Source organism: Streptococcus sp. C150 (assembly GCF_000187445.1).
Taxonomy (GTDB): Bacteria; Bacillota; Bacilli; order Lactobacillales; family Streptococcaceae; genus Streptococcus; species Streptococcus raffinosi.
Map to the genome: position 1 here is coordinate 96,067 of NZ_GL698451.1, position 15,433 is coordinate 111,499.

12 protein-coding genes, 1 tRNA gene and 1 pseudogene are annotated in these 15,433 nt (G+C 39.7%); 13 read left to right on the forward strand and 1 reads right to left on the reverse strand.

What is annotated here, in order from left to right:
- Positions 1-162 precede the first annotated feature (162 nt).
- From HMPREF0848_RS08975 to HMPREF0848_RS08995, 6 genes are all read left to right on the forward strand, one after another.
- Complete coding sequence (locus HMPREF0848_RS08975; RefSeq protein ID WP_008536077.1) at positions 163-1,458, forward strand: glutamyl-tRNA synthetase; 1,296 nt, start codon at positions 163-165, stop codon at positions 1,456-1,458.
- A gap of 198 nt (positions 1,459-1,656) precedes the next feature.
- A tRNA-Leu gene (locus tag HMPREF0848_RS08980) sits at positions 1,657-1,742 on the forward strand.
- A gap of 145 nt (positions 1,743-1,887) precedes the next feature.
- A complete protein-coding gene (locus HMPREF0848_RS08985; RefSeq protein ID WP_002887525.1) occupies positions 1,888-2,769 on the forward strand; it encodes a class II fructose-bisphosphate aldolase in 882 nt (293 codons plus the stop codon).
- 380 nt (positions 2,770-3,149) lie between these two features.
- Complete coding sequence (locus tag HMPREF0848_RS08990) at positions 3,150-3,506, forward strand: hypothetical protein (RefSeq protein ID WP_002887526.1); 357 nt, start codon at positions 3,150-3,152, stop codon at positions 3,504-3,506.
- Positions 3,507-3,538: 32 nt separating this feature from the next.
- The gene (locus HMPREF0848_RS10540; protein WP_008536082.1) at positions 3,539-3,877 is read left to right on the forward strand and encodes a hypothetical protein; all 339 of its coding nucleotides are present in this window, start codon (positions 3,539-3,541) and stop codon (positions 3,875-3,877) included.
- 12 nt (positions 3,878-3,889) lie between these two features.
- Positions 3,890-4,450: a TIGR01440 family protein gene (locus tag HMPREF0848_RS08995; RefSeq protein WP_002887528.1), complete on the forward strand. Its 561-nt coding sequence runs from the start codon at positions 3,890-3,892 to the stop codon at positions 4,448-4,450.
- A gap of 55 nt (positions 4,451-4,505) precedes the next feature.
- Here the strand turns inward: HMPREF0848_RS08995 and treR are convergent, their stop codons facing one another.
- Positions 4,506-5,216: a trehalose operon repressor gene (gene treR, locus HMPREF0848_RS09000; RefSeq protein ID WP_008536084.1), complete on the reverse strand. Its 711-nt coding sequence runs from the start codon at positions 5,214-5,216 to the stop codon at positions 4,506-4,508.
- A gap of 131 nt (positions 5,217-5,347) precedes the next feature.
- On the opposite strand from treR, the pseudogene HMPREF0848_RS09005 reads away from it, so the two are divergent.
- From HMPREF0848_RS09005 to HMPREF0848_RS09035, 7 genes and pseudogenes are all read left to right on the forward strand, one after another.
- A pseudogene (locus HMPREF0848_RS09005) lies at positions 5,348-5,671 on the forward strand (DUF3459 domain-containing protein); the annotation flags it as partial.
- Positions 5,672-5,752: 81 nt separating this feature from the next.
- Entirely contained in the window at positions 5,753-7,648 is a 1,896-nt protein-coding gene (locus HMPREF0848_RS09010) for a M13 family metallopeptidase (protein ID WP_008536086.1), read from the forward strand.
- An 89-nt stretch (positions 7,649-7,737) separates the two neighbouring features.
- Positions 7,738-10,377, forward strand: a complete 2,640-nt coding sequence (gene adhE / locus HMPREF0848_RS09015) for a bifunctional acetaldehyde-CoA/alcohol dehydrogenase (protein WP_269479160.1) — start codon at positions 7,738-7,740, stop codon at positions 10,375-10,377.
- Positions 10,378-10,538: 161 nt separating this feature from the next.
- The gene (locus tag HMPREF0848_RS09020) at positions 10,539-11,369 is read left to right on the forward strand and encodes a hypothetical protein (RefSeq protein WP_008536088.1); all 831 of its coding nucleotides are present in this window, start codon (positions 10,539-10,541) and stop codon (positions 11,367-11,369) included.
- 29 nt (positions 11,370-11,398) lie between these two features.
- The gene (locus tag HMPREF0848_RS09025; protein WP_008536089.1) at positions 11,399-12,370 is read left to right on the forward strand and encodes a hypothetical protein; all 972 of its coding nucleotides are present in this window, start codon (positions 11,399-11,401) and stop codon (positions 12,368-12,370) included.
- A gap of 162 nt (positions 12,371-12,532) precedes the next feature.
- On the forward strand, positions 12,533-14,017 hold the full coding sequence (thrC, locus tag HMPREF0848_RS09030; RefSeq protein ID WP_002887464.1) for a threonine synthase: 1,485 nt from the start codon (positions 12,533-12,535) through the stop codon (positions 14,015-14,017).
- 60 nt (positions 14,018-14,077) lie between these two features.
- Positions 14,078-15,364, forward strand: a complete 1,287-nt coding sequence (locus HMPREF0848_RS09035; RefSeq protein WP_008536091.1) for an MATE family efflux transporter — start codon at positions 14,078-14,080, stop codon at positions 15,362-15,364.
- Positions 15,365-15,433 lie beyond the last annotated feature (69 nt).

The following is a 15,433-nucleotide window of genomic DNA, read 5'->3' on the forward strand; positions in this document are numbered from 1 at the left end:
AGCGGGAACACTCATCATAAAATGGGAATAAATAAGCATGTAACGCTTGTTTACGAAAGATAATACGGTTGTTTTTCGTAAGCAGGCGTTTTTTAGTCTATAAATCGTCTGAATATTTTGATATAATGGGATAAACTTATTTTTTAAAAGGGGAATATTATTTTGACAACAGCCAAGGAACTTCTTAAACAAAGGTATTATTTGCCAATCAAGGAACAACCCGGACTATTTGTAGGAATCGAGTTGGAATACCCTGTTGTTAATTTGAGCGGGAACGCTACGGATGTCTCTCTTACAAAACAACTTTTAATCTATCTTATTGATAATTTTGGTTTTAAAGCGGATAAATTTGATTCTGATAATAATCCTATTCAGCTTATTGAGCAAGCTTCTGGAGATATGATTCTTTTCGAAGTCTCATATAATACGATTGAATTTGCATTTGCTAAGGCTAGTCGGATTGCTGAGGTTGAAGAACGTCTGGATACTTACCTTAGTATGATTCAACCATACCTGCGTAATCATAACCATGAGTTGCAAGGTTGGGGTGTTAATCCTAATTGGGCTAAAAATGATAATAGTCCGGTAAAATCACCTCGTTATGAGATGCTTATGGATTTTCTTGAGCTTTCTAAAGCCAAAAATAATCCCTTCTTTCATAATTACCCGGAATATGGGTCTTTTATCTGTGGGAGTCAAGTGCAGTTGGATGTCTCCAAGATTTCCTATTTAAGAGTTCTCAACGCTTTTAATCAGATCGAGGGTCCTAAAGCAGTATTATTTGCTAATTCGGAATTTTGGGGTTCTGATTGGGATTTAGCAATTTCGAGGGATGTTTTTTGGGAGAATTCCATGCATGGTGTCTTTGAAGAAAATGCCGGGATTTTCCCAAGAGTGTTCAAGAATGAAGATGATTATTTTTCTTATTTATCTGAGACAGCTATTTTTACTGCAAAACGGGCTGAGGAAACCTACTATTTTGAACCGATACGAGCTAAAGACTATTTGAATAAATCAGCTATTCAAGCCTGGTCTATTCATGGTAAAGAAGTTTCGATTAAGCCGAGTGAGGACGACTTTAAAACGCATCGATCTTATCAATTTCAAGATTTAACGACTAGAGGAACTATTGAGTTTCGAAGTGTTTGTACGCAACCTTTTTCAGCGACTTTCGCACCAGCAGCCTTTCATCTGGGGCTGTTAGTCAATTTAGAACGTTTAGAAAATATTTTAAAAGAGTCCCCATTTTTTGAAGCTTTTGACTTTGATTATCCAAGAATTCGTCGTTTATTTTCGAAAAAGGATATTTCTGATACAGACCTTAAATTGATTTTCCCTTTAACAGAAGCGTTATTGGTTTGTGCAGAGGATGGTTTAAAATCACGTGGTTTTGGAGAAGAAATTTACTTAGCTCCTCTTAAAGAGAAGCTGAAAGCATTGAAAGTACAATTCGATTAGTTTTTGATTGAGCTTGAAGGTTTCTATAAATTTTGGAGTGAAATATTAAAAAATCGTTGAAAAAGTATTGACGATACTCGACAACAAATGGTATTATGTAATAGTTGTTTCGAATGAGGCAATGGAAAGTTTAGTTAAAAACTTTTCAAAAAGTGTTGACACAATTTGTCAGACTTGATATAATAGTTAATGTTGTTAGCGGAAATGGCGGAATTGGCAGACGCGCAGGACTAAGGATCCTGTGACCGCTTTAGGTCGTGAGGGTTCAAGTCCCTCTTTCCGCAGAGTAACCAGTCGGTTGACTGGTTTTTTTGTATTAAAAAATCAAAACGCTTACAAATTGTAGAAAAGCTAGTTTTTTGAATCTAATTGTGATAGAATAAACATGTAAACGGGTTCAAACCCAAAAAAATATAGGAGGCCTTTATAATGGCAATCGTTTCAGCAGAAAAATTTGTCCAAGCAGCTCGTGACAATGGTTACGCAGTCGGTGGATTTAACACAAACAACCTTGAGTGGACTCAAGCTATCTTGCGTGCAGCAGAAGCTAAACAAGCTCCAGTGCTTATCCAAACTTCAATGGGTGCTGCTAAGTACATGGGTGGTTACAAATTGTGTAAAGCTCTTATCGAAGATTTGGTAGAATCAATGGGTATCACTGTACCAGTTGCTATTCACCTTGACCACGGTCATTACAACGATGCTTTGGAATGTATTCGTGAAGGATACACTTCAGTTATGTTCGATGGATCTCATCTTCCAGTTGAAGAAAACCTTGAAAAAGCAGCTAAAGTTGTTGAATTTGCACATGCTAACGGTGTATCAGTTGAAGCTGAAGTTGGTACAATCGGTGGTGAAGAAGATGGTATCATCGGTGACGGTGAATTGGCACCAATCGAAGATGCTAAAGCTATGGTTGCAACTGGTATCGACTTCCTTGCAGCAGGTATCGGTAACATCCACGGTCCTTACCCAGAAAACTGGAATGGTCTTCACCTTGATCACTTGCAAAAATTGACAGAAGCTGTACCTAACTTCCCAATCGTATTGCACGGTGGATCAGGTATTCCTGATGATCAAATCCAAGCAGCTATCAAACTTGGTGTTGCTAAAGTTAACGTTAACACTGAATGTCAAATCGCATTTGCTAAAGCAACACGTAAATTTGTTGCTGAATATGAAGCAAATGAAGCAGAATACGACAAGAAGAAACTCTTTGACCCACGTAAATTCTTGAAACCTGGTTTCGAAGCAATTACAGCAGCTGTTGAAGAACGTATCGACGTATTTGGTTCAGCAAACAAAGCTTAATTAGGTTATATAAGCTTGAAAATAAAGGGTTTGTCCAATATGGACAAGCCTTTTTCTTATGTTTTGCCCCCATTTTGCCCCCGATTTATAAATTTCAGTCCGTTTTGATCATAGATGTAGCAAAATTTTGCTTATTTTGTCAATTGATCAATCATTGGAGTGATTGTGTTCTTAGTTTTCTGTGTAACGTGTAAATAAATTTGTGTTACTCGACTCCCCCTTGTGTGTCCAACACGATTCTTCCCGGATTGTTTTTTTGTACCCAATAAATAGTTAGTATCTGCGAATCAATCTATGATTGAGAGGAAACAAATTTTAAAGAGTGGATATGGCTTTGGTTGATAGATTCTATTTCCTAACTTTTTAAGATATGCTATAATATGAATATGTTTGATAATTATATTGTACCTGTATTTTTTGGTGGTGGAGCTCTTGCTCTACTTGGTTTATTGTTATTTGGTTGGGCCTTGCCTTCATTTTTGAAGGGGAAGTGGTCTTATTTGATTTCCTTGTTGGGTTTAGGCTTGGTTGCTTTTGCCTACTTTGATGGGGCTATTGTTGTCACTTATAAAGTATGGCTCGGTTTACTAGGCGTTATCATGATTGGTTGGGGCCTTCCTTTCAACAATCGCAAAGGACGTCGTGCTATGACCATTTTTTGGAGTATCATGGCAATCGTTGTGGGCATTGCTGCTATTGCGTTCACAATTGCTTATGGTGTTATTAACCGCCACTAACATGAATCTTTAAAACATGCTATAATAATGGCATGTTTTATTTTATGACCCTATCATTTATTATTATGCCTGCCTTGGGTTGTTTCTTAATTGGTCTGGCTTTTGCTAAATCAGATCGTTGGGACTATTCTTGGATTTTATCCTTAATAGGTTTGGTGGCCTTTATTTCATCTTTTTGGCATATGGCGCGTGTAGACCTATGGTTTATGCTTAGCTATAGTTTTGGTCCTTTTTTGACGGGATTTGGTTTTTCTTGGGACTTAAGTAGGAAGCGCCGGATGCAGTTGCTACTGTTAGGGGCATTTTTCCTTATCTTTTTTGTGATTCTATATTATCTTATTGTGCGAATCCTAAATACGGCCGTTGTTTAAGGGAGGCTTGTGATGTTGTTAGATTTAGAAGAGAAGACACGGGTATTAGTGGAAGATATTGTTGAACGCTCTGCAATTAAGCGGGGAGCTATCTTTGTTTTGGGTTTATCGTCCAGTGAGGTTGCTGGTGGAACTATCGGCAAAGCCTCTAGCCGTGAAATTGGTCAACGAATTGTGAAGACTATTCTTGAGGTTTTGGAACCGAAAGGGATTTACTTGGCTGTGCAAGGTTGTGAACATTTGAATCGTGCTTTGGTTGTTGAGCGTGAGCTTGCTTTGGCTAAAGATTTGGAAATTGTCAATGTGCTTCCAACTTTGCATGCCGGTGGAAGTGGTCAGTTGGCTGCTTTTGATTACATGAAGGATCCTGTTGAGGTGGAAGAGATAGTGGCTCAGGCTGGTATTGATATTGGGGATACCTCTATTGGTATGCATGTGAAGAGGGTTCAAGTTCCTCTTCGCCCCATTACTTCAGAACTGGGTGGAGCTCATGTGACTGCCTTAGCGAGTCGTCCTAAGTTGATTGGTGGTGCTCGTGCTGAGTATTTATCAGATCCTATTCGTAAAAACTAAAAAGTATCGGATGCTTATGTGTCCGATACTTTTTATGTTGGTTGGTTCTATATCTTCAGTGATGACGCTTGGCATAATCGACAAATTTGAACTTTTCAAGTTTGTGTCGGCTTTCAGTGAACTGAAACTGATTTCCATTATCCAGATAAACTTTTGAGCGTATGCAGACGACGTGATGATCTTTGCCGATATCGATGAGGATTTTGTCTTGCTCGGTAATGTTATCAATGGTGATTTCTTTAAAGGCATGAGAAATGCTAAGGTGGAGCTGATTCTCAAGATAATCATAGATGGAGTTCTCAGCGATGCTGCGGTTGAGTTGAGGCATAAGTCTCGCATCTAGGTAATCAATATCAACGACAGAGGCACAACCATCAACTACTCTTTGACGAATAAGACGCCAAACCTGTTGGCTTTTTGAAAATCCAGTTTTTTTTGAGAGATTGGTGTCAACGATGATTTTATCTAGAGAGATAACGTTGGTTTGTGATTTAATGCCTTGTTGTTTTATGAGCTCTTGGTAACTGGTTAAGTAAGATACAGGGAAGTTCACTTGTTCTTGACTAATAACTTGAGAGCCTGATCCATGAATCTTTTTAACCAGACCCTCTTCAACGAGTAAAGCCAATGCCTTTCGTATGGTGTCTAGACTAACTTGGAAAGTTTCTACTAATTCTTGCTCGGTGGGTAGAAAGTCTCCAACTTGATATTCTTTGCTATGAATAGATTTTTCTAAATCTTTATAAATAACCTGGTATTTTTTCATTGCTCTCCTTATTTGTTGGCAAAAAAGCATACAACTATTGTTTTTTCAAAAAATATGGGTAAAAAATCCCGGAACACTTGCAGACAAATTTGCAATCGTTTACAATTGGTTTATCAAGTCAATCAGATATTGTCAAAAAAGAAAAGGAGATTCAAAACGGACCAATCTTTAATTTCTATAAAGAATTAATTCGCTTGCGGAAGGAAATGCCGATCATTTCAGAAGGTAGCTACCTGCCAGCACTTGAAGATAGCAAGCAGGTCTATGCTTTTGAACGCCACTTAGACGGTCAAAAACTCTTGGTACTCAATCATTTCTACGGAAGTGAATTCGAAGTGGCGATTCCAGCAGAATACCAAGCAAGACAAGTGCTCTTGTCCAACTATGACGATGCGGAGCTTGCTGAAAAGGTAATTCTTAAACCTTATCAAACCTTGGTAATCCTAGTTAAATAAGCCAATTTTTCCTCGGTAAATGCTTTTGCTGGGGAATTTTGTTATAATGAAAGCACTTTTAATGTTGATGGAGGAAGTGTAATGACACGCTTACAAGATGATTTTTACCATGCGATTAATGGTGAGTGGGAAAAAACAGCAGTGATTCCGGATGACAAACCACGTACAGGTGGTTTCTCAGATTTAGCAGATGAAATAGAAGACCTCATGCTTGAAACAACTGATCAGTGGTTGGCAGGAGAGAATGTTCCTGACAATGCTATTCTACAAAACTTCATTAAGTTTCACCGTATGGCTGCGGACTTTGACAAACGTGAGGCAGTTGGTATCGAGCCTGTTAAACCTTTGATTGAAGAATACAAGAAGCTTTCCTCATTCTCAGAATTTGCTTCGAAAATTGCTGACTATGAGATGTCTGGAAAGCCTAATGCGTTCCCGTTTGGTGTGTCTCCCGATTTTATGAATGCCCAATTAAATGTTCTTTGGGCTGAAGCACCACGTATTATTTTACCTGATACAACCTATTACACTGAGGATAATGAAAAGGGCAAGGAGCTTTTGGGAATCTGGCGTGAGACTCAAGAAGAACTCCTAGAGAAATATGGCTTTACATCTGAACAAATCAAAGATATCTTGGACAAGGTTATCGCTCTTGATGCTAAGTTAGCCAAGTATGTCCTTTCGAGTGAAGAATCTTCCGAGTATGTGGAACTCTACCACCCATATGATTGGGAAGACTTTACCAAGCTAGCACCGGAACTTCCACTTGATAACATCTTCACAGAAATCTTGGGACAAGTTCCTAATAAAGTTATCGTTCCTGAAGAACGCTTCTGGACAGAATTTGCAGCGGAATATTACTCAGAAGCAAATTGGGAGTTACTTAAGGCGGACTTACTTATTGATGCTGCTACATCTTGGAATGCCTATTTGACAGACGAGCTTCGTATCTTGGCTGGAAAATATGGTCGTGCGCTTTCAGGAACACCACAAGCCTGGGACAAGAAAAAAGCAGCCTACTATTTGGCACAAGGACCTTACAATCAGGCTCTAGGACTTTGGTATGCTGGTGAAAAATTCTCTCCAGAAGCTAAGGCAGACGTTGAAGCCAAAGTGGCAACTATGATTGATGTTTATAAATCACGCCTTCAAACTGCGGATTGGTTGGCACCAGAAACACGTGAAAAGGCTATTACGAAACTTAATGTTATTACGCCTCACATTGGTTATCCAGAAAAACTACCTGAGACATATGATAAGAAGATTATTGATGAGAACTTGTCACTTGTTGAGAATGCACAGAAGTTAGTCGAAATTTCAATTGCTCATAGCTGGAGCAAGTGGAATAAACCTGTTGATCGTAGTGAGTGGCATATGCCTGCCCACATGGTTAATGCTTACTATGATCCACAGCAGAACCAAATTGTTTTCCCAGCAGCTATCTTGCAAGCACCTTTCTATGACCTTCACCAATCGTCATCAGCCAACTACGGTGGTATTGGTGCTGTCATTGCTCATGAGATTTCCCATGCCTTTGATACAAACGGTGCTTCCTTTGATGAGAATGGTAGTCTTAAGAATTGGTGGACTGAAGAAGACTATGCAGCCTTTAAGGAACGTACTGACAAGATTGTGGATCAGTTTGAGGGCTTGGATTCTTATGGTGCCAAGGTCAACGGCAAACTGACTGTTTCTGAGAATGTGGCTGACCTCGGTGGTGTAGCCTGTGCCTTAGAAGCAGCTAAACGAGATAAGGATTTTTCAGTTCATGAATTCTTTGTTAACTTTGCGACGATTTGGCGTATGAAGGCGCGTGAAGAATACATGCAAATGTTAGCTAGCGTGGATGTCCACGCTCCTGCTAAATGGCGTACCAATGTTATCGTGAGCAACTTCGACGAATTTCATAAGGAATTTGACGTCAAAGAGGGCGACGGCATGTGGCGTGCCCCAGAAGAACGTGTGATTATTTGGTAAAAAGTGATGAAATCTGTCTAAAAATGGACGGATTTCTTTATTTTTATCAATGTAAGGGTTTACATAATGTGTAGAAAACGCTATAATAGATTTGTGTTAAAGCTTGTGAAGTTTTTAACAAGTATTCAAAGGAGTTTCATATGACTAAACAAACTAAAGATGTTCAAACAGTAATTGATGAATTAGCAACAAAGGGGGTTGAAGCCCTCGATGCTATGGCTAACTTTACGCAGGAGCAAGTGGACCATATCGTTCACCATGCTGCGATTGCTGCCCTAGATAAACACATGTACTTGGCAAAATTGGCTGTTGATGAAACAGGACGTGGTATCTATGAAGATAAAGCCATCAAGAACATGTATGCTTCTGAATACATTTGGAATAGTATTAAATATGATAAAACTGTAGGCGTTATTGCTGAAGATAAAGAACAAGGTTTGGTTTCTATCGCTGAGCCTGTTGGGGTTATCTGTGGGGTTACACCAACAACTAACCCAACTTCAACAACCATTTTCAAAGCCCTCATTGCTCTTAAGACACGTAACTCTATCGTCTTTGCCTTCCACCCTTCAGCTCAAAAATCATCTGCAGAAGCTGCTCGTATCGTTCGTGATGCGGCGATTGAAGCAGGTGCACCTAAGAACTGTATCCAGTGGATTGAAGAGCCATCTATTGAAGCAACTGGTCTTTTGATGAACCATCCAAAGATTGCTACCGTTCTTGCGACTGGTGGACCTGGTATGGTTAAGGCTGCGTATTCAACTGGTAAACCTGCCCTTGGTGTAGGTGCTGGTAACGTTCCTGCCTACATTGCAGCTGATGCTAAAATTAAACGTGCTGTTAATGATATCATTGTTTCAAAAACGTTCGATAATGGTATGATTTGTGCTTCTGAACAAGGAGCAATCGTTGATGCTGCTGTTTATGATGAAGTTAAGGCTGAATTCGAAGCCCATCAATGTGTGATTATCTCTAAAAAAGCTGATATTGCTAAATTGGAAAAAGCCGTTCTTAACGAAGCACGTACAGCTGTAAACGGAGCGATTGTTGGTCACTCAGCTGTTGAAATTGCAGAAAAAGCTGGTATCAAAGTTCCTGCAGGTACAAAAATGCTTTTGGCAGAAATTCCAGATGCAACTATGGAACACCCACTTGCCTTGGAAAAATTGTCTCCAGTACTCGCTCTTATCAAATCTGATGGTGTTGAAGATGGATTTGCCAAAGCAGAAGGGATGCTTAACTTAGGTGGTCTCGGACATACAGCTGTTATCCATACTGAAAATGAAGACCTTCAACTCCAATTTGGTATTCGCATGAAAGCCTGCCGTGTATTGGTAAATAGCCCATCATCTGAAGGTGGTATCGGTAATATCTACAACAATATGATTCCATCATTGACTCTTGGATGTGGTTCACACGGTCACAACTCAATTTCTCATAATGTTAGCTCATTTGACCTTCTTAATATTAAAACACTGTCAAAGCGCCGTAATAACATGCAGTGGTTTCGTGTCCCACCAAAAATTTTCTTTGAAAAAGACTCAATAACTTATTTGCGTCACATCAAGGCTGAACGTGTTATGTTGGTCTGCGACCCAGGTATGGTTCAGTTTGGTTATGCAAATTTGGTTAAACGACAATTGGAACTTAACCACAATGACCCATTGATTGAAGTTTTCTCAGATGTTGAACCAAACCCATCTACAAATACAGTTTATAAAGGTTTGGAACGCTTTGTAGACTTCCAACCAGATGTTATCATCGCCCTTGGTGGTGGTTCTGCAATGGATGCCGCTAAGGCAATGTGGATGTTCTTCGAACACCCAGATGTAAGCTTCTTTGGAGCTAAGCAAAAATTCTTGGATATCCGTAAACGTACCTACAAGATTCCTTATGCAGAAAAAACAACATTTATTTGTATTCCAACTACTTCAGGAACAGGTTCAGAAGTAACATCATTTGCAGTTATCACTGACAGTGAAACACATATCAAGTATCCATTGGCTGACTATGCTTTGACTCCAGACATTGCCATTGTTGACCCAGCCTTGGTTATGAGTGTACCTGCTAGCGTTACTGCTGATACAGGGATGGACGTTTTGACTCACGCTATTGAATCTTATGTGTCAGTAATGGCAAGTGATTATACACGTGGATTGTCTCTTCAAGCTATCAAACTCGTCTTTGAAAATCTAGAACATTCTTATCGTTTTGCTGATGAAGAATCACGTGAAAAGATGCATAATGCATCAACCATTGCAGGTATGGCTTTTGCAAATGCCTTCCTTGGTATTAGTCACTCATTAGCGCATAAGGTTGGTCCAATGTACAATATTCCACACGGACGTACGAATGCTATTCTCTTGCCACACGTTATCCGCTACAATGGACGTGATCCTCAAAAACATGCGATGTTCCCTAAATATGATTACTTCCGTGCAGACAAGGATTACGCAGATATTGCTCGTTACATGGGATGGGGAACTGACAAGCAATCAGATGCTGAGTTGGTTGAAGTATTGGCTAAAAAAGTCTATGAATTAGGACTTGCTGTTGGAATTGACATGAACTGGAAAGGACAAGGCGTCACTAAGAAACTTCTTCAGGACACTGCTTATACTTTGGCTGAACATGCTTATGAAGACCAATGTACAACAGCTAATCCAAAAGAACCACTTATTTCAGAATTGAAAGAAATTATCGAAACTGCTTTTGATTATAAAGGGTAGACGATGAACTAAAGTAGCTCTATAAGGGCTACTTTTTTTGGCTAAAAAGCTATTAGATTAGAGTGTTTACCTAAATTAAAAATTAAGAACTTCCCTGAATAAGATAGCAAATCGCTTTAAGAATTGTTATAATAGCCTTACAGCAAAATAAGGAGATTCCTATGACAAAAGAAGAAGGGCTTAGTTTGGGTGATACAGCGCCTCGTGAAACGAGGCCTCCAAGGGCCTCCATAGAAGGGAATAGAGCGACTAATAAGTTTAGAGAGTTTGATGCTGATAGGGTAGTGAGTGTTCAATTCAATCCCAGTCAAAAGATGAACGAATCAAAAGCGCCAGTAACTTCAAAGAATATTTTGGGAATGGTATCAGGTGTAATTGCAGCAATACTCACCATACTTTTGATTGTTTTTGCGGTAATGGGCTACCGGTATCAAGCAGCTAGTATTGAGGGTGATTGGATAAGCCCGACTTTTAGCGAGAAAATGTTGGCTACTCTAAAAGATACTGCCAATGCTAAGCAAAAGATCAGTAATGCCTTACCACAGGGGCAAAACCTTATCACTGATATCAATACAGCGATGAGCATTACTGATAATAAAGCCCGATTAGAGGTGAGTTTTATCTATAATCGAAAAGGTCTTTATGAGGCTTACAAGAGTAGGGTCAATGAACTGAAAGGTCAGTACGGGGAGGAGTTCTCAGAGGTGTTTGATAGTTATTCATTGTCAGAAAAAGATTACTACAAACAGTTTGATTCGACGATAAAAAAAGAACTTCCCAAGAGTTATACTTACGATTCTAAAACAGGTCAAGTAACAACAACTGCTTTCATGGGTGACATAAACCGTTGGGATCAAACAATCACAATAGCTAGTGCTGGAGATTCAGATGTCTTTAAAAAAGGTGACGTATTAGACTATACACCTAACAATGGTGGCTTTGTCATCAAAGCACACAGTGAATTTGGTGACATTAACTTTACCAGAAAATAAATTAAAAATGTAATTAAAGGGGAATATAGATGACAAGAGCGGAATGGTTGGACTATTTTGAAACGGTGAATGGACGTAAGCCGAGTGTGCAGGAGATGGCGGATGCTTTGAAGGCTGGAGAGTTTGTTAACGAGGAGCCAGTTAAATCAGAAGAAACAGCTACGGCTGAACCCATTAAGGTTGAGGCAGAAATCGTTGAGACAAATGCTAATCCTGCATCAATTGAAGGAACACCAGTAACAGCTACACCAGCGACAGTTGCTTTTCCAGAAGGGCAAGTAGCTGTGACCAATATGGCTCCTAAAAAAGGCTTAGATGCTAAAAAGAAAAAATTTATCATAATTTCTGTTCTTTCAGCCGTAGCTCTTATCCTATTAAGTGTTGGTGGCTTTACAGGCTACCGTTATGTGACAGGCAATATTGACGGTAAGTGGTACAGCAGTTCTCTAGGTAGAGAATATAGTTCAAGTATGACCGAAGGTTTGACCGATGTGGATAGTAAAGAACTTGAAAAATATATTACAAAAACTGCTGTAACCATGAAGGCAAAGGGTAGCAATGCGAAGGTGACTGCAAGCTTTACGTTTGACAAGGAAACCTATATCAAAGACTACCGTGAGAGAGTTCAAAAGACCTTTTCAACCTTTGGCGATTTATTTAAAGACCTTTATGGAGAATCCTTCGAAAATTATTACAGTGAGGAAACCATAGAGAAAGAACTTGATGAAGCTCTTGAAAAGGCTGCTAAAGATAGTGGTCAAAAGTATGATTCTAAGACAGGTGAAACTACAACGACCCTCTTTAAAGGGAAGGTTAGTCGTTTAGGGCATAAGATGACTATTACTTCTGTCAACAAAGATGTTGATATCGATGGTCTAAATGTGAAAAAAGGCCAAGAGCTAAAAGTTACCAAGAAGGATAAAAAAGTCATCCTTAGTGGTGATGGTAAGTCAAAAGATATGACCTTCTCAACTGAGAATGACACTAAAGATAAATTTTAAACCAAAATCCGGAATAGAAAAATTCCGGATTTTTCCTTGTCTTTGAATCCTGTACATCAAGTGAAAGCCGAATGTTTTTTGCAAAAGTCACAATATATGTAGAAATATTCTGACAATTATGATACAATAGAGCCAAAGACTATCTAAAAAAGAGGATTTACCATGACACTTGTATACCAATCAACACGTGATGAAAATAATAAAGTGACAGCTAGCCAGGCTATTCTTCAAGGTTTGGCAACAGATGGTGGTTTGTTTACGCCATTGTCAATCCCTGAGGTTGCTTTGGACTTTGACCAATTGAAAGACGCTTCTTATCAAGAAGTTGCTAAATTGGTTTTGTCAGCTTTCTTGGATGATTTCACTGAAGAAGAATTGGATTACTGTATCACAAATGCTTATGATGACAAGTTTGACACGGCTACTATTGCTCCTGTTGTGAAACTTAAGGATCATTATAATCTTGAACTTTTCCATGGTTCTACTATCGCCTTCAAAGATATGGCACTGTCAATTTTGCCATACTTACTAACAACATCAGCTAAAAAACAAGGTGTTGATAATAAGATTGTTATCTTGACAGCGACATCAGGGGACACTGGTAAGGCAGCCATGGCTGGTTTTGCGGATGTTCCTGGAACTGAAATCATTGTTTTCTATCCAAAAGATGGTGTTTCAAAAATCCAAGAACTACAAATGACTACTCAAACAGGTGCGAACACTCATGTTATTGCTATTGATGGTAACTTTGATGATGCCCAAACAGATGTCAAACGCATGTTTAACGATGTTGATTTACGTGAGAAGTTGTTGGCTCATCAAACGCAATTTTCATCAGCTAACTCAATGAATGTTGGCCGTTTGGTACCACAAGTGGTTTACTATGTTTATGCCTATGCACAATTGGTTAAGGCGGGTCATATTCAAAACGGTGATAAGATTAACGTTACAGTACCAACAGGTAACTTTGGTAACATCTTGGCAGCCTATTATGCACGTCAAATTGGTGTCCCAGTTGGCAAGTTAATCTGCGCCTCTAACGAAAATAATGTTCTTACAGACTTCTTTGCAACAGGTACTTACGACAAGAAACGTGACTTCAAGGTGACAACAAGTCCTTCAATGGATATCTTGGTATCTTCTAACCTGGAACGCTTGATTTTCCACCTTCTTGGCAATGATGCAACTAAGACTAAAGAACTTATGGATGCGCTTGTGACTAAGGGTGAGTATACTTTGGCTGATGCAAATCAAGATATTTTAGACTTGTTTGCAGCTGGTTTTGCGACCGAGGATGAAACAGCTGCTGAAATCAAACGTGTTTACGAGGAAGACAAATATATTGAAGATCCTCATACAGCAGTTGCCTCAGCGGTTTACGAAGCCTATGTTCAAAAGACAGATGATCACACACCAACAGTCATCGCTTCAACAGCTAGCCCTTACAAGTTCCCACGTGTAGCTGTCTCAGCTGTCACTGGTAAAGACAGTGGAGATGACTTCAAAGCGGTAGCAGATTTGCACCAACTTTCAGGTGTAGCTATCCCAGCTGCTGTAGATGGACTTGAACGTGCAGAAGTTCGCCATAAAACAGTTGTTGCGGCAGCTGATATGCAAAAAGCAGTTGAAAGCTATCTTGGCTTATAAGAATAAAAAAATAGGAGCTGAGAAATCAGCCCTATTTTTATCAATGTAAAAGAGAATATTATGACAGAAACAAAGAAAATTCTAAATATAGCCTTGCCGGCTATGGCTGAGAACCTCTTACAAATGTTGATGGGGGTTGTCGATTCTTACTTGGTAGCTCAGGTTGGAATTGTCGCCATATCAGGGGTTTCCGTGGCCAATAATATCATTACCATTTATCAGGCTATCTTTATTGCCTTGGGGGCCTCAAGTGCTAGTGTCATTGCTAGAAGTCTAGGAAAAGGTGATGTCAAAGCGACCAACCGAGATACCTGGGATGCTATCATTATTACTCTTGCCCTTAGTTTGGTTCTTGGTCTTCTTTCGATTTTTGGTGGCAGGACCATTTTGGATCTTCTAGGTACTGAGCAATCGGTGACTCAGGCTGGTAGTCTCTATCTAGCCCTTGTCGGTGGGGGAGTCGTCTTTCTAGGATTGATGACCACTTTTGGTAATATTCTACGAGCCAAGGGACGCCCTCGTATTTCCATGGTTGTCAGTCTTTTGACCAATGTGCTTAATGCTATTTTATCCTCTTTAGCCATATTTGTTGGCCATTGGGGGATTATTGGGGTTGCGACAGCAACGGTTTTTTCTCGTCTGGTTGGGACAGTGATTCTATGGACAGCCATGAAATTGGATGTGAAGCAGTTTGAAATTACCAAACCTTTTAACAAGGAGTTGTTGGGGATTGCCCTACCAGCTGCAGGTGAACGACTGATGATGCGTGCTGGTGATGTGGTAATCGTGGCTATTATTGTGACCTTTGGTACAGCTGTTGTCGGTGGTAATGCCATTGGTGAAAACCTTACCCAGTTTAACTACATGCCTGGTATGGGAGTAGCGACAGCGACGGTAATTCTAGTTGCCAATAGTTTGGGTCGAGGGGATAAGGCGCAGATGAAGCGTATTATTCGAGAATCTTACTGGATTTCGACTGTCCTCATGGTTCTGGTATCGGGAATTATTTTAGGTTTTGGTCATGGTTTGTCAGGCCTTTTCACAGATAATAAAGCAGCTATTGCGGCTAGTCAGGTAGTTATTCTTTATTCTTTTCTGGGGAATCCTGTGACTTCGGGAACTTTAGTCTACACAGCAGTTTGGCAAGGTCTGGGTAAGGCTAAGATGCCTTTTTATGCAACGACTATTGGGATGTGGCTCATCCGAATTTTCTCAGGATACTTCCTTGGAGTGAGTCTGGGAATGGGTCTTGCAGGTGTCTGGATTGCAACAGTTGTTGATAATGTATGGCGGGCTGTGTTCCTTTATGTGATGTACCGTCGTTATCTCATAAAGAGACAGTTTTAATGATAAATTGATGAGGAGATGCTCTATACAGGGGGTATCTCCTTCTTATTTTTTACAAGTGGGCTTGAA